At 72.4% G+C, this 17,701-nt stretch carries 12 protein-coding genes and 4 pseudogenes; 8 read left to right on the top strand and 8 right to left on the bottom strand.

Annotation, left to right across the window (positions count from 1 at the left end; genetic code table 11):
- From ACFYP3_RS35035 to ACFYP3_RS35020, 4 genes and pseudogenes are all read left to right on the top strand, one after another.
- Positions 1-126 (top strand): annotated as a pseudogene (locus tag ACFYP3_RS35035) (sulfate ABC transporter substrate-binding protein); the annotation flags it as partial.
- A 34-nt stretch (positions 127-160) separates the two neighbouring features.
- Complete coding sequence (locus tag ACFYP3_RS35030) at positions 161-955, top strand: ABC transporter ATP-binding protein (protein ID WP_388841820.1); 795 nt, start codon at positions 161-163, stop codon at positions 953-955.
- Positions 942-1,838 carry an ABC transporter permease gene (locus ACFYP3_RS35025; RefSeq protein WP_388841817.1) on the top strand — a complete coding sequence of 299 codons (897 nt, stop codon included), beginning with the start codon at positions 942-944 and terminating at the stop codon, positions 1,836-1,838. Before ACFYP3_RS35030 ends, ACFYP3_RS35025 begins: the two co-directional genes overlap by 14 nt.
- 5 nt (positions 1,839-1,843) lie before the next feature.
- Positions 1,844-2,605 carry a sirohydrochlorin chelatase gene (locus ACFYP3_RS35020; RefSeq protein ID WP_388841815.1) on the top strand — a complete coding sequence of 254 codons (762 nt, stop codon included), beginning with the start codon at positions 1,844-1,846 and terminating at the stop codon, positions 2,603-2,605.
- 12 nt (positions 2,606-2,617) lie between these two features.
- Here the strand turns inward: ACFYP3_RS35020 and ACFYP3_RS35015 are convergent, their stop codons facing one another.
- The 7 genes and pseudogenes from ACFYP3_RS35015 to ACFYP3_RS34985 all read right to left on the bottom strand — a co-directional run bounded on the left by ACFYP3_RS35015 (position 2,618) and on the right by ACFYP3_RS34985 (position 12,552).
- On the bottom strand, positions 2,618-3,592 hold the full coding sequence (locus ACFYP3_RS35015) for an antibiotic biosynthesis monooxygenase (protein ID WP_388841812.1): 975 nt from the start codon (positions 3,590-3,592) through the stop codon (positions 2,618-2,620).
- Between the two features lie 4 nt (positions 3,593-3,596).
- Positions 3,597-6,317 (bottom strand): molybdopterin-dependent oxidoreductase, encoded by a 2,721-nt coding sequence (locus ACFYP3_RS35010; protein WP_388841809.1) that lies wholly within the window; start codon positions 6,315-6,317, stop codon positions 3,597-3,599.
- Positions 6,314-7,141: an FAD binding domain-containing protein gene (locus ACFYP3_RS35005; RefSeq protein WP_388841806.1), complete on the bottom strand. Its 828-nt coding sequence runs from the start codon at positions 7,139-7,141 to the stop codon at positions 6,314-6,316. The genes ACFYP3_RS35010 and ACFYP3_RS35005 overlap by 4 nt, the downstream gene beginning before the upstream one ends.
- Positions 7,142-7,404: 263 nt before the next feature.
- Positions 7,405-8,406: a ketopantoate reductase family protein gene (locus ACFYP3_RS35000; RefSeq protein WP_388841803.1), complete on the bottom strand. Its 1,002-nt coding sequence runs from the start codon at positions 8,404-8,406 to the stop codon at positions 7,405-7,407.
- Positions 8,407-8,513: 107 nt separating this feature from the next.
- The gene (locus ACFYP3_RS34995; RefSeq protein WP_388841800.1) at positions 8,514-9,086 is read right to left on the bottom strand and encodes a DUF1697 domain-containing protein; all 573 of its coding nucleotides are present in this window, start codon (positions 9,084-9,086) and stop codon (positions 8,514-8,516) included.
- Positions 9,087-9,106: 20 nt separating this feature from the next.
- A pseudogene (gene mgt / locus ACFYP3_RS34990) lies at positions 9,107-10,350 on the bottom strand (macrolide-inactivating glycosyltransferase).
- Complete coding sequence (locus ACFYP3_RS34985; protein WP_388841797.1) at positions 10,351-12,552, bottom strand: FUSC family protein; 2,202 nt, start codon at positions 12,550-12,552, stop codon at positions 10,351-10,353. It lies immediately after the preceding pseudogene.
- Positions 12,553-12,676: 124 nt separating this feature from the next.
- Here ACFYP3_RS34985 and ACFYP3_RS34980 point away from each other — a divergent pair, with 124 nt between their 5' ends.
- The gene (locus ACFYP3_RS34980) at positions 12,677-13,540 is read left to right on the top strand and encodes a phosphotransferase enzyme family protein (protein WP_388841794.1); all 864 of its coding nucleotides are present in this window, start codon (positions 12,677-12,679) and stop codon (positions 13,538-13,540) included.
- Positions 13,541-13,645: 105 nt separating this feature from the next.
- On the opposite strand, the pseudogene ACFYP3_RS34975 reads toward ACFYP3_RS34980, so the two are convergent.
- Positions 13,646-14,261, bottom strand: a pseudogene (locus ACFYP3_RS34975) (transposase).
- Between the two features lie 354 nt (positions 14,262-14,615).
- Here ACFYP3_RS34975 and ACFYP3_RS34970 point away from each other — a divergent pair.
- The 3 genes and pseudogenes from ACFYP3_RS34970 to ACFYP3_RS34960 form a co-directional block, all read left to right on the top strand.
- Entirely contained in the window at positions 14,616-16,217 is a 1,602-nt protein-coding gene (locus ACFYP3_RS34970; protein ID WP_388841792.1) for a right-handed parallel beta-helix repeat-containing protein, read from the top strand.
- Between the two features lie 221 nt (positions 16,218-16,438).
- A complete protein-coding gene (locus ACFYP3_RS34965) occupies positions 16,439-16,987 on the top strand; it encodes a TetR family transcriptional regulator (RefSeq protein WP_388841789.1) in 549 nt (182 codons plus the stop codon).
- A 285-nt stretch (positions 16,988-17,272) separates the two neighbouring features.
- Positions 17,273-17,701 (top strand): annotated as a pseudogene (locus tag ACFYP3_RS34960) (IS5 family transposase); the annotation flags it as partial.

Raw genomic sequence — 17,701 nt, 5'->3', positions numbered from 1 at the left:
GCCGTCAAGGCCAAGCTCATCGAGCAGCCCGACCTCGCCGGCATCTACGACCTCACGCTCCTGAACAAGGTCCTCAAGGCCGCCGGCAAGCCCGAAGTCTCCGACGCCGGCCTCGGCGCCAAGTAACCCCGCAATCCAGCAAACCCAGGAGGTGACGACCATGGCCACCACGCTTGCCAAGGCTGCCGAGGGCTCCGTAGCGGAGCAGACCCACGCCGCCCGCATCGAGCACGTCTCGAAGTCCTTCTCCGGCCCGGCCGGATCGCAGCTCGTCCTGGACGACATCAGCCTCGATGTCGCTCCCGGAGAGTTCGTCACCATCCTGGGGGCCTCGGGGTGTGGGAAGTCCACGCTCCTGAACCTGGTCGCGGGCCTCGACAAGCCGTCCGCGGGGTCCATCGGGACCCCCGGCGGCCGTCCGGCCCTGATGTTCCAGGAGCACGCGCTCTTCCCGTGGCTGACCGCGGGCAAGAACATCGAACTCGCCCTGCGCCTGCGCGGGGTGGCCAAGGCCGACCGCAAGCCGGAGGCCGAGCGCCTGCTGGAGCTGGTCCGCCTCGGCGGTTCGTACGGCAAGCGCGTGCACGAGCTGTCCGGCGGCATGCGCCAGCGCGTGGCCCTGGCCCGGGCGCTCGCCCAGGACAGCCAGCTGCTGCTGATGGACGAGCCGTTCGCGGCCCTCGACGCCATCACGCGGGACGTGCTGCACGGCGAGCTCACCCGCATCTGGGCCGAGACGAACCTCTCCGTCCTCTTCGTCACCCACAACGTCCGCGAGGCGGTCCGCCTCGCCCAGCGCGTGGTCCTGCTCTCCTCCCGCCCCGGCCGGGTCGCGAAGGAATGGACCGTGGACATCCCGCAGCCGCGCCGCATCGAGGACGCGGACGTCGCGGAACTGTCCCTGGAGATCACTGAACACCTGCGTGGGGAGATCCGCCGCCATGGCCAGCACTGACATCACTTCGAAGGCCACGGCCAAGACCGACGACCTGGCCGGCCTGGAGGCGGGCCTCGACGCCCTCGACGCGGTCCAGTCCCACCGGACGCCGATCCGCGAGGTCCTCGTCAAGAAGGTCCTCCCGCCGGTCCTGGCCGTGAGCCTGGTGCTCCTGGTCTGGCAGGTCCTCGTCGCGACGCACGTCACCGAGGAGACCAAGCTCCCCGCCCTGTCCGCGGTGTGGGACAGCCTGTCCGACATGTGGCTCAAGGGCACGCTGCTGGAGGTCGTCTGGACCAGCGTCTCCCGCGGTCTGCTCGGCTTCCTGCTGGCCCTCGCGATCGGTACGCCGCTCGGTCTGCTCGTCGCCCGGGTGAAGTTCGTCCGCGCCGCGATCGGCCCGATCCTCCAGGGCCTGCAGTCGCTGCCGTCGGTGGCCTGGGTGCCGCCGGCCGTCCTGTGGTTCGGCCTCGACGACGCGATGATGTACACGGTCATCCTGCTGGGCGCCGTCCCGTCCATCGCCAACGGCCTGGTCGCCGGCATCGACCAGATCCCGCCGCTCTACCTGCGGGCCGGCCGCACCCTGGGCGCCACCGGTCTGCGCGGGGCCCGGCACATCGTCATGCCGGCCGCGCTGCCCGGCTACCTGGCCGGTCTGAAGCAGGGCTGGGCCTTCTCCTGGCGCTCGCTGATGGCCGCCGAGATCATCGCCTCCTCGCCCGAGCTGGGCCTGGGCCTGGGCCAGCTCCTGGAGAACGGCCGCAACAACATCGACCTGCCCGGCGTGTTCCTCGCGATCATCCTGATCCTGGTGGTCGGCATCGCCATCGACCTGCTGATCTTCAGCCCGGTCGAGCGGTGGGTGCTGCGCAGCCGCGGCCTGCTGGTCAAGAGCTGAGTCCGATGTCCCCCGCACCCGCACTCCTGGTCATCGCCCACGGCAGCCGCGACCCGCGGCACGCCGCGACCGTGCACGGCCTCGTCGCGCGGGCCCGGACGCTGCGGCCCGGGCTGCGGGTGGAGACGGCCTTCCTGGACTTCAACACCCCGTCGGTGGGCCAGGCCCTGTCCTCGCTCTACCTGTCGGGCGTTCGGGAGGTCGTCGCCCTCCCGCTCCTGCTCACCCGGGCCTTCCACGCGAAGTCCGACGTCCCGGCGGCGCTGGCCGAGTCGACGGCCCGCCTGCCGGGGCTCTCCGTGCGGGTGGCCGGCGTCCTCGGCCCGTCCCCGCTCCTCCTCTCCGCCCTCGACCGCCGGCTCGCCGAAGCCGGCCTCACCCCGGCGGACCGCGCCACCACCGCGGTGGTGCTCGCGTCCGCCGGCTCCACAGACCCGGAGGCGATCGCAGCGATCGCTGAAACCGCGCGGGAGTGGCGGCACACCGGTTGGTGCGCCGTGCGGCCTGCGTTCGCCTCCGCCGCCCTCCCCTGTACGGAGGACGCCGTACGGGCGCTGCGCGCCGAGGGCTTCGCCCGGGTGGCGGTGGCCCCGTACGTCATCGCCCCCGGGCGGCTCCCGGACCGCATCGCGGCCGGCGCCGAAGCGGCGGGCGCGGACGTCCTGGCCGACGTCCTGGGCGCGGCCCCCGAACTGGCCCGCCTGCTGCTGCGCCGCTTCGACGCGGCCGCGACGGCTCCCGGCGGGCGGCGCGCGCTGACCGCGTAGCCCCCGCGGCGGTCAGGGCAGGGTCCAGATCCGGGTGGTGACCAGGTAGAAGACCAGCGCCCAGAAGGCGAGCAGGGCGACGACGATGCCGATGCCGATGAGGTTGGTCCTGGTGGCCGGTTCGTCCGGCGCCGGGCGCAACCACCGTCTGAGCAGCGGGTTCACGTAGTAGGGCATCGTCACGAAGCTCATGACGAGGCTCGACAGCAGGTTGCCGACCAGCAGTCCGAGCCACAGGGGCATCTCCAGCGGGGACATGGCGAGCGCCAGCAGGACGACGGTCGGATAGAGGCCGACCCAGACCGCGATGGCGGTCTTGGTGACCGAGGGCGGGGGTCCTTCCCGGCCGTTCTCGTCGAAGGCGAACCAGCTGCCGAAGGAGTTGTCGACGGTGCGGAGGTCGAAGTCGAAGTCCTTCCCCTCGGCGAGGACCTTGCGCCTGCGGTCCGACGTCAGCCAGGCGTCGAGGTGCTGGGCGTTGTCGAAGCGGTACAGCGTGGTCCACTCGTCCTGGAGGCCGTCGACGGGCTGGAAGAACTCGCTTCCGCGAAAGCCCTCGAACCTGCTCTCCTCCTCGGTCATGCGGCGCTGCCATGCGAGGAAGTCCTCGACGTGCTCCGGGTGCACCCGGTGGGTGATGACCACGGTCACCGAGGCGTCGTGCGTCGGGGTGTGGCCGGTGACGACCTGCTGGGTGCCGGGTCCGTCGAGGTAGCGGTCGCCGACTTCCAGGAGCTGCTGCCGGGTGGAGCTGTTGATCCAGGCCTGCAGGTGGGGCACCGTGTCGAAGCGGTAGACGATGACCCACTCGGGCTGGAGGGACGTCGGCGGGGTGACCTCGACGCCGAGGTACCCGTCGTAGGCGGAGGCGGCGGCGTTGACGCCCTCCTGCCACGTCTCGTACTCCCGCTCCCGGCCGGGCAGCACCTTCTGCGCGATGATCGCCGTGGCCTCGGCGTCCGCTGCGTGATCCTTCTCGGTGCTCATGTGCTCAGGCCCTCGGAAGCGGCTGCTTCTCGACGAGCCGGCTGTAGATCCGGTCCGGTGTCAGCGGCAGCGTCCGGTAGCGGATCCCCGTGGCGTCCTGGAGGGCGTTGGCGAGGGCGGGGGCCACCGGGTTGATGCTGCATTCGGCCATGCCCTTCGCGTGCATCGGCCCGACCGAGTCCGCCGAATCCACCAGGAGGACCTCGGTGCGCGGGACGTCGGCGTAGGTGGGGATGCGGTAGTTGCGGAGGTTCGGGTTGACCATCACCCCGTTCGCGTCGACCCGGAAGTTCTCGGTCAGCACGAAGCCGATCCCCTGGGCGACGGCGCCCTCCACCTGTCCCCGCACCTGGGCGGGGTTGATGACGACGCCGGCGTCGACCGCCTGGACGCTGTGCAGGACACGGATCTCGCCGGTGACCCGGTGGACCGCGATCCGGAACCCGTGCGCGTTGGAGACGGCGCTGCGGGGCGAGCCGTAGGCCTTGCGGGCGGCGGTGAAGCGGATGCCGCGCGCCCGCGCCGACGCGACGAGTTCGGCCAGCGACACGCGCTGGTCGCCGCAGACGACGCCGTCGTCGTCCATCGAGCACATCACGGGGTGGATGCCGGTCCGGGCGGCGGCGAATTCCACGATGCGGTCGCGCACGGCGCCCGCGGCCCGCAGGACCGCGTTGCCCGCCACGAACAGGCCCGCACTCGCGAAGGCCCCGGTGTCGAACCCCGTACGGTCGGTGTCGGACTGCACCAGGCGGATCCTCGACGTGGTGGTGGCCAACTGCTGGGCCGCGATCTGGACGTGGGCGGTCGAGGTGCCCTCGCCGAACTCGACCGTGCCCACGGCGAGTTCGTAGACGAGGTCGTCGCCGAGCGTCACCCAGGCCTCCGAGATGTGTTCGGTCGGGGGTGCGGTCTCGTGCAGGGAGGCGGCGGCGCCCGCTCCGACGAGCCAGTCCGGGCCGAGGTGCGGGTCCTGGCCGGCCGTCCGGGTCAGGGCGCGCTCCACCAGGTCGAGGCACTTCGCGAGGCCGTCCTCGGTGAACGTGACGTCGTCGGGGCCGTCGTGCAGGGCGACGACCGGGTCGCCCGGCCGCACGATGTTGCGGCGGCGCAGTTCGAACGGGTCCATGTGCAGGGCGAGGGCCAGTTCGTGCATGGCCGATTCCACGGCGAAGGCCGGCTGCGTCATCCCGTACCCGCGCAGCGCCCCGCTCGGGACGGTGTTGGTGTAGACGGAGTAGGCGTCGTACTTCTTGTTGGGGCAGCGGTAGACCATGACGGCCGCGCCGCCGGCGAACAGGGTCTCGCCGCCGTGGTTGCCGTAGGCGCCCGTGTTGGACACGTTGCGGACCTGGAGCGCCGTGAGCGTGCCGTCCGCCTTCGCGCCCAGGGTGACGGTCAGCGTCATCGGGTGGCGTGGCGAGGCGGTGGTGAACTCCTCCTCGCGGGTGTACTCGAAGCACACGGGCCGGCCGGTGTCCAGCGCGCCGAGGGCGGCCAGGTCCTCCGAGATGACCTCCTGTTTGCCGCCGAAGCCGCCGCCCACGCGCTTGCAGAACACACGGAGCTGGTCGGGGCGCAGCGCGAACAGGTGGGCGAGCTTGACCTTGGCGATGGAGGGCGACTGCGAGCTGGTGCGGACGTTGAGGCGTCCGTCCGCCATCCAGGCGATCGAGCCGTGGGTCTCCAGGTGCGCGTGCTGCACGCGCGGTGAGGAGTAGGTGGCCTCGCGGATCACATCGGCCTCGGCGAACCCCGCGTCGACGTCGCCGATGTGCGAGTGGATTTCGAGGAGGATGTTGCGGACGGGGTCGCGGACGAAGGGGTCGTCCGCGCCGTGGATCTGCGGGGCCCCGTCGGCCATGGCCTTCTCGGGGTCGAACACGGCGGGCAGCACCTCGTACGCGACGGTGACCTTGCGGCAGCCCTCCTCCGCGGCCCCGGGCGTGTCGGCGAGGACGGCGGCGACGCGCTGGCCCGCGAAGCGCACCGTGCGGTCGAGGATGTAGGTGTCGTCCGGGTCGACCAGGTGGTCGGTGTGGATCGCCGTGGTGAAGGCCCTGCGCGGTACGTCCTCCCAGGTGTAGACGCGCCGTACGCCGGGAACGGCGAGGGCGGCGCTCTTGTCGATCGAGAGGATGCGGGCGTGGGCGTGCGGCGCGTGCAGCACCTTGAGGTGCAGCATGCCCTCCATCCGGGTGTCCATCGTGAACTCGGCCCGGCCGGTGACCACGTCGTCGGCCGCGGGTGCGCCGACGCTGGCTCCGACCGCTTTCCCCGGCTCGGCCCTCTCCACGCCGACGACGCCGCGCACGGCGTCCTCGATCGCCCGGTAGCCGGTGCAGCGGCAGAGGTTGCCCTTCAACGCCCGGGGCAGGTCGGCCTTCTGGGCCTCGGTGAAGGTCGCCGAGGTCATGATCATCCCTGCGGTGCAGAAACCGCACTGGAAGCCCGGGGCGTCACGGAACTGCCGCTGCATCGGGTGCAGGCCGCCGGGCGAGCCCAGGCCCTCGATGGTGGTCACCTCACGGCCGTCCGCGCGGAAGGCGGGGGTGATGCAGCTGTGCACGGGACTGCCGTCCAGCCACACCGTGCAGGCTCCGCAGTCTCCCGCGTCGCAGCCCTTCTTGACGCCGTGGTGGCCGAGCGAGCGGAGGAAGGTGCGCAGGCACTGGCCGGGGGCCGGCTCCTCGTCGAAGGTGTTGCCGTTCACCCGGTACGTCATGACGCGCCCCCTGCGGAGAGTTCACGGCGGATCTCTTCGGCGTAGTACTTCGTGAGATGGCGGCGGTGGCCGGGGCTTCCGTTGGGATCGTCGAACCAGGTGCCGGCCGGGATGACGTCGATGCTCTGCTGGAGGGTCGGGGCGTCGGGCATGGTGTCGAACACCATGCGTACGGGCCGGGTGGTGCCGGCGCTGACCGTGAGCAGCAGGTCGTTGCGCCCGGGCGTGCGCGTGCCGATGAGGAACACCGTCGAGCGGCCGAGGCGGGTGAGCGTGAACCGGCGGTGCGCGGCGTGTTTGCGCAAGGCGTGCGCCGGGATCTCGACGCGCCGCAGGAGTTCCCCGGGCGTGAGGACGTTCCGGTGGTCGCCGATCACGAAGTCGAGGGCGTCGACGGTGCGCGTCGTCCCGTCGGGGGCCCACAGTTCGTACCGGGCCCCCAGTGCGACCGTCATCGTGATCATGGGTCCCGCCGGCAGCGACAGGCAGATGTTGCCCCCTACGGTCGCCGCGGTCCAGACCTTGAACGAGGACAGGAACGCCTCACAGCACGTCGCGAGGAGCGGGCCCGCGGCCCAGTCGGCCGGGGGCGTGAAGGCGTAGAGGTCGCGGATGGTGCAGGTCGCGCCGATCTCCAGGCCCTTGTCGCTCGGCACGAGGGGGGCCCAGCGCAGCGAGGTCAGATCGACCAAGCGGCGCAGGTCCGGCTGCTCCGCGGAGAACAGCCAGGTCCCGCCCGCCAGCCACGCGTCGCCCTCGCGCCAGTCCGCGCCCGGCCGGTCCGGGGGGCGACGGACGACTTCGGTGATCGTGTTGAGGTCCACGGGGATCGATCTCCCTCACGACGGCAGTCCTGTCACGGACCGCCCGCCGGCGAACGGCGCGCGCGGGGGCCCGGGTCAGAGCCCGGGGCCGGGCCCGCGGCCGGGGGCGGGGGCGGGGCCGGAGGCGACCGCTGCGGTCGAAGCAGTTCGACGCGGATCGGCGGACGGAGAGACTCCTTTTCAGCGTATCCCCGACCGCCCCCGCCCCGCCCGCCGTGGCCGCCGGGGACATCGCGGGGGCGGCACGGTCGGCGGGGCGGCCGTCAGGCGCGGGCCGCCGCCTCGTCCGCGAGGGCCGTCAGGTCCTCGACGGACATCGCGCCAGGGGGGAGGCCCTCGCGGGCGAAGATGTTCGCCGCGTGCCGCAGCACGTCGTTGACCGGGGTCGGGACCCCGTGCAGCCGCCCCAGCAGGGAGATTTCCCCGTTCAGGTAGTCCGCTTCCACGGAGCCCGTCCCGCGCGCCAGGCTCTGCCAGGACGAACCGCCGCGGACGCCCGCCGGCTGGTCGACCTTGCCGTCACGGGCGGCGGACTGCTCCGCCTCGGAGGCGTACGCGATCCCCGCCGCCACGAAGGCCGCCTTCGCCTCGCGCACGGCCCGCAGCAGCAGCGCCGCCTTCGCCGGGTCCGGCTCCGGGCCGGTCGTCGCCTGGACGGCGTTGCCCAGGTTCCCCAGCAGCTTCGCGTACTTCCACCGCATCACGTCCTCGACCACCGGCGCCTCGAACCCGGCCTTCCCGAGGTCCTCCGCGACGGCCCGGCACAGCGCGTCCGTGCCGCCCGCCGCCCGGCCCACGTGCAGGATGCCGGTCAGCGGCGCGCACAGGGCCGAGACCACGCCCGGCTCCAGGAAGGTCGAGGGCAGCCATACGCACACCCCGTACACGCGCGCGAAGCGCCGTAGGGCCATCCGCTCGCTCTCCACGCCGTTCTGCGCGCACAGCACCGGCAGTCGCTGCGCGGCCGTGCCTCCGCCGGCGACCTCCGCGTCGCCCCACGCGTCGAGCGCGGCGACCGCGTGCTGCGTCTTCACCGCCAGCAACAGCACGTCGTCGGGGCGCAGTTCGCCCATCTCGTCCGGTCCGGTGACCACGGGCAGCCGGTGTACCCGCTCCCCGTCGGCCGTGGTGAGCCGCAGCCCGTCGGCCCGCAGGGCCTCCGCGTGCGCGCCGCGCGCGACGAGGACGACATCGCTGCCCGCCTCCGCGAGCCGTCCGCCGATGGTGGCGCCCACAGCGCCCGCGCCGATGATGATGTACCGCATGCCACGAGCCTGGCACATCCGGCGCCCTCCGCTCCCCCCGGGGCCCTCGTCACGTGCCGGCTGAGCGTCGTCCTCCTTCGCGGCTCCCCCGTCGTGTCCGCCCCGGATCACCCCTGTCCGCCGCCCGTGAGTTCGACGAGCTTGGCGACGGTGTTCCAGTTGCGGGTGGTCGCGTCGATGCCCTTGACGACGGCGGGCTTGGCGAGGGCCTCGGCCAGTTTGGAGCGGCCCAGGCCGTCGGGGGCGTAGAGGTAGAGGACGCGGTCGCCGAGCCGGTACTCCTCGGGGAGGTACGCGGCCTGGTCGAGCGCGGCGAAGCGCTCCGCGCCCGGCTGTTCGGAGAAGAAGGTGACGTGGAGCTGCCTGCCCTCCAGTTCCGCGGCCGGGAAGGGGCAGGCGTCGGCGACGGCGCGCAGGTACGCCCCGTCCACCACCAGGCACGCCACCCGGAAGCCGAAGCGGGCCTCGATGGCCGTCTCCAGAGCCCGGGCGAGCGCCACCGGGTCCTTCTCCGCGCTGCTGAAGACGGCGTTGCCGCTCTGCAGGTACGTCTGTACGTCGCCGTGGCCGAGCTCCTCCAGTACGGAGCGCAGCTCCGCCATCGGGACCTTCTTGCTCCCGCCGACATTGATGCCGCGCAGCAGCGCCGCGTACTTCGTGGTCGTGGCCTTCTTCGTCATGGCGGCACCCTAGGGGGTGCCTATGACAGTTCCGCCTCGATGAGGTCGGCGGCCTGCCGCGTGCCCCCTTCGGCGGCCATCCGGGCACGCACGTCCGCGGCGCGGGCGGCCACCTCGGGGTCGCCCACCAGGGAGAGGACCGCCTCCCGGAGGGTCCGGGCGTCTGCGTCCGCCATCGGTACGTGCCGGGCCACGCCGAGCGAGACCAGCATGTCGGCGTTGCCGAACTGGTCGACCGCCTGCGGGACGGCGACCATCGGGGTGGCGGTGGCGAGGCCTTCCTGGCTGCCGCCGGCGCCCGCGTGGGTGATGAAGGCGTCGGCCTGGCGCAGGACGTCCAGCTGGGGAACCCAGCGGTGGACCTCGACGTTGGCGGGGATCGCGCCGAGGTCGGCCTCGTCGGTGAACTTGCCGATCTGGAGGACGACGTGCCAGTCGGGCAGGTCCGCGAAGGCGTCGATGCAGGCGCGGTAGAAGGCGGGCTGCTTGGTGAAGGCGGAGCCGAGCGAGACGAGCACGACCTTCTTGCCCGCGGCGGTGGCGGGCCTGTGCCAGTGGCCCTGGCTCGCGCGGTCGCCCTGGCAGGCGCCGACGAAGGTGTACGCGGACTCGTCGACGCGGTCCGCGTGGGGCTGGAGGGCCTTGGGGATCAGGACGAGGCTGCGGCGCGGCCGGCCCTGGAAGCGGTCGACGTCGGCGGCGAGGCCGTTCTCGGTGAGCCAGGCGGCGAATCGGGCGTAGTACGCGCGGCCCCGCTCGGAGGCCTTCAGCTCGGCGGCCATCGGCTCGGCCACCTCCTGCTCGTAGCCCTCCCAGGCGACGAGGTTCGGGGAGAGGGAGACGGCGGGGACGCCCCACCGGTGGGCGAGCACGGGCGCCGGATAGGAGGTGATGTCGTGCAGGACGAGGTCGGGCTCGTCGCCTTCGAAGGCGGCGGCGAGCTGCGGGAGCGCCTGGACGGCGTCCTTCAGGAAGGGCTCCAGGTTGTCGATGAGCTCGGTGCCCCAGGCCTCCGGGTCGTCGTCGGTGGGGAGGGTGGAGGTGTAGATCACGGGCGTGGCACCGGTCTCCGCGACCTTCTCGGCGAAGGCGGCGGGGATGGCGTAGCTGACGCGGTGGCCGCGGGCGACGAGCTCGCGGATCACTTCGATGCTCGGGTTCACGTGGCCGTGGGCGGCGATGGAGAACATGGCGATGTGGGCGGCGGGCTTGGCTGAGGTCATGATCGAACCCTAACGAGACGAGACGTCTCGTGCAATCGTATTCAGGCCACCCCGCCCCGCTCCCCGGCACCGGCACCGCCGACACCGGGAGCCGCCCCCGTCATCCGCTCGACGTCGGTGGTCAGCGAGTCCAGCCAGGCCAGAGCGGCGTAGAACCGCGGCGGCGCGGGCTCGCGCAGTGCGGCCGCGGACGCCGGCGCGGGCGTCGGGCCGCGCGGGGGCGCCGTGTCGGGGGTGGGCACCGCGACCAGGGGCGGGTCCGTCGCCCCCTGCGCGGCCGTGGCCGCCGGTGGGGGCGGGAGCGCCGCCAGTTCCGAGGCGGCGTCGAGGCGGGTGACCACGTCGGACGCGCGGCCGTCCAGCCGTGTCCGCTGATCCGGCTCCAGAGGGGTCGGGCCGCCTCGGGCGAGCAGCCGCCGTGAGCCCCACAGCACGTGATGGCCGGTCATCAGGGCCGCCTGCCAGTCCGCCGCCGGGGGCGCGACGGGCGCCCCGGACTCGCTCTGGCGCTGTGAGAAGGCGGACTCCGCCAGCAGCAGGGCGCGCTGCAGCGCCGTGTCGTCCGGGGGCCGTCCCGGCCCGCCCGCCGCGACGGCGGCCGCGGTGGTCGCGACCGTCTCGGCCGCCCGCGCCAACAGCGCGGAGACCGCCCGGTGCAGTTCCACCTGCGCCCCCCGCGGCCAGGCGAGCAGCCCGAACACGATGCCGATCAGGCTGCCGATGAGCACGTCCAGCATCCTGACCTCGGCCAGCTGCCAGGTCACCGGCGCCAGCTGGGCGAAGACGAAGGACACCACGAGCGTGAACATGCCCTGGGCCCAGCCCACGCCCCGCACCGGCCCGACCCGGAACGCGACGAACATGACGAACGGGAGGGCCACCGCGTAGACGGCGCTGTTCCCCCCGATCAGGGCCAGCAGGACGCCGGTCGTCAGGGCGCCGAGCAGGGTGCCGGTGAGGGCCACGCGTACGGTCGCCCGCGTCTGGGCGACCGTGGTCCGGGTCAGGCTGAGCACGGCGAGCATCGCCCAGAAGCCGTGCGGCAGGGAGTCGATGCCCGCGATCGTGCGGGCGGCGGCGAGCGCCAGGCTCAGCCGGACCGCGTTCTGGAAGTGCACGGACCGCGGCCCGGCGTGCGCGGCCAGCCGGTGCCACCACAGCCCGGGCGCGCGCCGCCCGGCGTACCAGAAGCGGCCCGCGTCGGTCTCGGCCGGCAGCCGCGCGTGCCGGCCCCGTACCGCCAGTTCGGCAGCCGTCGTGAAGGCGACGGCGGCGTCCGCCACCTCCAGCAGCGCCGCCCTGCGCACGCCCAGTGCCTCGCTCGCCGGCCGCTCGTCCACCGCCGCGGCCTCGGCCCGTACGTGCCGCAGGGCGCGGGCCGCGTCGACGCCGACGTCGGTGCCGCGCAGCAGGGCCGCGCTCTCGGCGACGGCCGCGCCGACCGCGGCGGGCACCCCGGGCGCCTGCTCCGGCGGCAGCCGGTCCGGGGGCGGCGGGGGCAGGTTCACCATGCGGTTGAGGAGCGTGCGGGCGGCCAGGCCGGCGTGCGCGAGTCCGCGGTCCCGCAGCCCCGGCCCGGCGGGCCGCTCCGCCTCGGGGACCCGGAAGGGCCGCAGCGCCTCGCCGGCCGCCCGGGCGCCCTCCGCCCCGGCGGCGGACAGCGTGTACGGGGCGCGGCGCAGCTCGTCGGCGCAGCGGGCGGCGGTGTCGGCGGCCTCGGCGGCCAGTGTCCGGTAGGAGGTGCCGCGCGGCTCGGGCAGGACGAAGACCTCGGCGAGGATCAGCAGCGCGAGGCCGACGGTCGCCCCCAGCAGGCGCTCGGCGAGGGTGTCGGGGGCGTAGGGCGGGAAGCACGGGAGGATGTAGAGCAGTTGCAGGCCGGGCGCGGCGCCCGACGGCCGGGGCCCGGCCACGGCCACGAAGGCGAGGCAGAAACCGATCACCAGCATGCCGGCGACGGCGGTCCAGGTGCGCACCGCGAGGTAGGTGCCGATCGTGATCAGTACCCAGGCCAGCGGCGTCGTGCGGGCGATGGCGGCCGCCCGCTGGGGGCCGGTGCCGGGGATGTGCGAGAGGGCCGCCATCGACACGACGGCGAACAGGGCGTACGTCGCGGCGACCGACAGGTCCAGCCCGTACAGGAACAGGAAGAACCCGGCACACGCGGCGAGCGTGGTGCGGATGGCGCGCCGCGCCACGCCGCCGGGGCCGCGGGCGGCGCCTGCGTCACGGTCGGCGCCCATGCCTCCAGCATCGGGCCGGCCTCCCGAAGCCACCACCCGCGGGGGCCGGCGGCGGGCGGTGGTAGAACTCGGTTCAGGCACGGGCACGGCACCGAAAGCGGACCAGGGAGCGGGAACCGACGGCATGGACGAAACGCAGGCCAGGCGGGTACTGACGGCGGCGGGCCTCACGCGCGGGGCGACCGGTGAGCCGGCCCTCCTCGCGTTCGGCGAGAACGCCGTCTTCGCCGTAGGCGACCTCGTGGTGAAGGTGGGCCGGGAGGCGGCGCTGCTGGAGCGGGCCCGGCGGGAGCTCGCGGTGGCCGACTGGTTCGCGGCGGCCGGGGTCCCCGCGGTCCGCGCGGCCGAGCCGGAGCCGCGGCTGGTCGAGGGGCATCCGCTGACCGTGTGGCACCGGCTCCCGGACGCCGTCCGGCCCGCGGGCGCCGAGGACCTGGCGATGCTGCTGCGCGCCGTCCACGCCCTGCCCGCCCCGCCCTTCGCCCTGCCCGCACGGGACCTGCTGGGCGGGGTGGAGCGGTGGCTGCGGCTGGCGGGGGACGCGATCGACCCTGCCGACGCGGCGTACCTGCGGGCCCGCCGGGACGCCTACGCCGGCGAGGTGGCGGCCCTGACCCCGCACCTCCCGCCCGGCCCGGTCCACGGCGACGCCCTGCCCCGCAACGTCCACGTGGGCCCGGACGGCCCGGCCCTCGTCGACCTGGAGACCGTCTCGGCCGATCTGCGCGAGCACGACCTGGTGGTGATGGCCCTCGCGCGCGACCGGTACGGCATGCCCGACGCGGAGTACGGGGCGTTCGTGTCGGCGTACGGGTGGGACGTCCGCGACTGGCCCGGCTGCGCGGTCCTGCGCGGGGCCCGGGAGACCGCGAGCTGCGCCTGGGCCTCCCAGCACGCCCCGGGCAACCCGAAGGCACGGGCCGAGTTCCGCCGCCGCGTGACCTCCCTCAGGGCCGGCGACCAGGACACGCGCTGGCATGCCTTCTAGGACCGGGGGGGCAGGTGACCAAGCACGTGCAGAGGGCGTCACCGTCCCTCAGGCCCGGCTCGGCCCGCAGGAGAGCGCGCAGAGGGCCAGGCCGTTCCCTTCGGATCACCTCGCTGACCAGATGAAGAGCGCGGCGAGGTGGAGTCCGGAGGTAGAGGGTGGCGGTCTTGTCGTAGCGGGAGGCCAGGTAGGCCTCGCGGTCGAAGGCCGGAGGGCGGCCGCCGAGCCGGCCCAGCCGCTTGCGGCTCGGGGCTTGGTCCGCAGGCTGCGGAATCACTGCCCGGATCCCGTGCCGACGCAGATGTCGGCGGATCGTCCGGGACGAGTAGGCCTTGTCGGCCAGGACAACATCCGGTGTGGTCTTTGGGCGGCCGATCCGCCGGGGCACCCGTAATCGGGCCATGACCTGGGCGAACGCCGTTGCGTCACCGGCCTGTCCCGGCGTGAGGCGTGATCGCGCGGCTCGCCGACCGGGGGCCCCTTTTGACGGGCCCCGGCGGCGTGCTGATGAGCGCGGACGATCGTGGAGTCGACCGCGACGACCCAGTCCAGGTCGCCTGCGGCGTCGGCCTGGGCGAGCAGGGCGGTGAAGACCCTCTCCCAGGTGCCGTCGGCGGCCCACTTCCGCAGGCGGTTGTGGGCTCCCTTCCATGACCCGGTACTTGAACGCGATCGGCAGCAACGGCTCGATGCGGGCCCACTGGGCGTCAGTCAACGGCACACATCAACCAACCATCCGATGATCTGAAGGAAACGGCCTGGATCAAACCGCTTTCCCGGGAAGCGAGAAGGTGCTCCCCTGGTGACGTCACGACCTGATTTACCATCAGAACGTGCACATACAGTCCGGGGTTGTGCTCGATTTTGGGGACTGCAACTCTCACTTGAGCAACTCGCCCACCAGCCAGTGGTGTTCAGAGGAGACTGAGCGAGCACCTTGAGCCTGGCGTCCCGACCCGGCGCAGTGGCACCCCCTTGTTCGCTTTCGGAACCCGGTCCGAGTCTCCTCGTGCACCGCACTTCCGGCCGGCAGCCTCCGCCGGACGATCTCGGAGACCACACAAAGATGAAAAGCGTGCGCATACCCACCATGGCCGCGGTTCTGCTTGCGGCGTCCGCTGCCCCACTCGGCCTCGTCACCCTGGCAGCCGGTACCGCAAGCGCCGCGGGCCGCATCTACTTCGTGAGCCCCAGCGGCGACGACAGCAATGCAGGAACCTCGATCGAGGCCCCCTTCCGCACAATTCAGAAGGCGGCGGACAACACAGAACCCGGCGACACCGTCTCGATCATGAACGGCACATACTCGGAGCGCTCCGCCGGGTCGAACGTCCTGACCGTCAACCGCTCCGGCCGCCCCGGCGCACCCATCACGTTCACCGCACACCCGGGTCATCACCCGGTGATCCATCCGATCAAGGCCTGGAACGGCATCAGCGTCCACGGCTCGTCCCACATCGTCATCCAAAATTTGGAGATCAAGGGCAACAACGCGGCCTTGACCCTGGCCGGGGCCGAAGGCGGCTCGAAGGAAGGCGACCCCACCTTCAACACCAACTGCCTGTCCGTGGAGCGAAACAGATCGACGGGCGTCCCCTCGCATCACATCGAGGTGACGGGTAACAACGTGCACGGCTGCGCCGGCGGTGGCATATCGGCCATCGACTCCGACCACATATCCATCTCCGGCAATCACGTGTACTCGAATTCCTGGTACACGGTCTACGGGACCAGCGGAATCTCCGTCCTCACCCCACGGGACGTCGGTGGTGCCGACTCGCAGACGTACAAAATCCAGGTCACCGGTAACCGGGTCCACGACAACGAGACCAAGATCAAATGGGGAAAGTGTCGCTGCTACTCGGACGGCAACGGCATCATCATCGACACCCTCAAGGGGGACGCCGACCATCCCGCATACGGCGGCCGCGTGCTGGTCGCCAACAACCTCTCCTACGACAACGGCGGCTCGGGCATCCATTCCTACAGGAGCCAGCACGTCGACATCGTCAACAACACGGCCTACCTGAACGGCCGCAGCACCCGCATGAAGAGCTACGCCAACATCTTCGCCCACGACAGCACCGATGTTCGCATCCTCAACAACATCGCGTACGGACGCCCAGGGCAGGCGACGAACAGCAAGTCCCGGAACGCCGATGTCACCTATGACTTCAACATCTACTTCGGCAGTGAGGCACCCGAGGTCAAGGGACCGAACGACCTCATCGCCGACCCGAAGTTGGCCCACGCCGGCACGGCTGCGGACGCGGACTTCCACCTGGCCAAGGGTTCACCTGCCATCGACTCGGGCACCGTCTTCGCGGCCTTCGGCAACGGCAACGGCAACGGCGCCGGCACCGGCACCGGCGCCCCCGACCGCGGCGCATACAGCTTCGGGGCCGACACAACAGCAGGCGAAAAGGCGTCCGCCTCCAACGGCAACCGACAGAGCACCGCTCCCACCTCGGGGGAGCAGCCGAATGCGACCACTGCGGACACGGCGGCCTCCGACAGCGCAGGTGACTCAAGCGACTCCGGCCAGCGGGCGAATGGCGCGAGCAGTCCGCTGGCGCAGACCGGCGGTTCCCGTCCCGGGCTCCAGTTCGCCATCGCGGCATCGGTGCTCGCCGTCGGGGGCGGTCTTCTCCTCGTCGCCCGGCGCAGGCGGTCCTGAGTCACAGGTTTTCCGACGTGGCGCCGGCCCCTCCCCCCGGTACCTGGGGGCCGGCGTCACTGCACGCCCGGCATCACATGCGCAGGCCCTGTCCCTGCCAGGACTTTGGACCGCCCTGACAGACTTGCACCGTGGCGGTACAGCGGAGGTACACGATGCAGCCTCTCCCTCAGGCCCCGGCACCAGACCCCCCGCGCGTCGCCTGGCGCAAGCAGACGAGGGTGCGTGTACTGGATGCCGCGCGCGATCTGACGTGCGAGTCCGGCTGGGACAGGGTCAGCCTCTCCGCCGTCGCGGCCCGCGCAGAGGTCTCACGCCCATCGGTGTACAAGGAATTCGGAAACCGCGCGGGTCTGGGACGCGCTCTGGTCATCCGCGAGACCCAGGAATTCCTCACCGGAGTCGCGGCCACCCTGTATCCCGGCCTCCCCAACACCCGAGCCTCACTCGAAGCCGCCGTGTTCCACGTCCTCACGGAGGCCGAGAGGCAACCGCTGATCCGCGCCGTCATCTCCGCTGCCCGTGAAGGCTCGGACAGTCTGCTGCCCTACCTCACGGCCCGCGCGGACCCCATCTTCGACGCCGGCCAATCCCTGCTGCAGGAGTGGCTGCGCGAGCGATGCCCGGACCCGGACGATCAAGACATCGAAGTCGCCGCCGACATCGCGGTGCGCATGACCATCAGCCACCTCATCCTGTCGACCCACCCACCCCGGCACACAGCGCGGCGACTGGCGGCAGCAGTGTTGAAACTGCTGGACACGGCCTGATGGCGACCGCCCGCGGTCACGCAGTCGCATGACCAGGGCGTGAGGCACCGCCCTCCGGGCCGGGCACCGACACCCCCCGGCAAGGCACGGCCGACGGCCGATTCCCCGAGCTGGTGGCGGCCGCCACTCAGCTGCCGGACGGCCTGGTCCTCGACGGTGAGCCCGTCGTCTGGAATACGGCAGCCGGGCGGCTGTCATGAGTACCTCGGCAGGAGCGTGGAGACCGGGTCGCAGTGGATCTTTCCGCGTCGCCTGCGGGCTAGGGAGTGTCTTTCCGATCATCGGATCGTTGGTCCGGACGTGAGGGAAGCCGAGTTGTCTGATGCCGCGTGGGCGGTGATCGCGCCGTTGCTGCCGCCGGCGGGCCGGGCTCGTGGGCGGTGGCGCGATCACCGTCAGGTGCTGGAAGGCATCGTGTTCAAGTTCCGCACCGGTGTGCCGTGGCGGGACCTGCCTGAGCGGTTCGGTCCGTGGCAGACCGTCCACGGACGCTTCGCCCGCTGGGCCACCGACGGCACCTTCGACCGTCTCCTGGCCGCGGCTCAGAGTCGGGCGGATGTGGACTGGCTGGTCGCGATCGACTCCACGATCGTGCGGGCCCACCAGCACACCGCCGCCAAAGGGGGCTCGACGAACGAGCCCTCGGACGCTCGCGCGGCGGGCTGACCAGCAAAATTCACCTCGCCTGCGACGGGCGCGGCCGGCCACTGGCCT

This window comes from Streptomyces sp. NPDC005533 (assembly GCF_042871845.1).
In the GTDB taxonomy this organism is placed as follows: Bacteria; Actinomycetota; Actinomycetes; order Streptomycetales; family Streptomycetaceae; genus Streptomyces.
This window is presented reverse-complemented; position numbering and strand designations above follow the sequence as displayed.

Bases quoted from the DNA above. Each gene is read 5' to 3' on its own strand.
- ACFYP3_RS35020 (WP_388841815.1), top strand. From the start codon at position 1,844: ATGTCCCCCGCACCCGCACTCCTGGTCATCGCCCACGGCAGCCGCGAC.
- ACFYP3_RS35015 (WP_388841812.1), bottom strand. From the start codon at position 3,592: ATGAGCACCGAGAAGGATCACGCAGCGGACGCCGAGGCCACGGCGATC.
- ACFYP3_RS34980 (WP_388841794.1), top strand. From the start codon at position 12,677: ATGGACGAAACGCAGGCCAGGCGGGTACTGACGGCGGCGGGCCTCACG.
- ACFYP3_RS35010 (WP_388841809.1), bottom strand. From the start codon at position 6,317: ATGACGTACCGGGTGAACGGCAACACCTTCGACGAGGAGCCGGCCCCC.
- ACFYP3_RS35030 (WP_388841820.1), top strand. From the start codon at position 161: ATGGCCACCACGCTTGCCAAGGCTGCCGAGGGCTCCGTAGCGGAGCAG.
- ACFYP3_RS35025 (WP_388841817.1), top strand. From the start codon at position 942: ATGGCCAGCACTGACATCACTTCGAAGGCCACGGCCAAGACCGACGAC.
- ACFYP3_RS35000 (WP_388841803.1), bottom strand. From the start codon at position 8,406: ATGCGGTACATCATCATCGGCGCGGGCGCTGTGGGCGCCACCATCGGC.
- ACFYP3_RS34995 (WP_388841800.1), bottom strand. From the start codon at position 9,086: ATGACGAAGAAGGCCACGACCACGAAGTACGCGGCGCTGCTGCGCGGC.
- ACFYP3_RS34985 (WP_388841797.1), bottom strand. From the start codon at position 12,552: ATGGGCGCCGACCGTGACGCAGGCGCCGCCCGCGGCCCCGGCGGCGTG.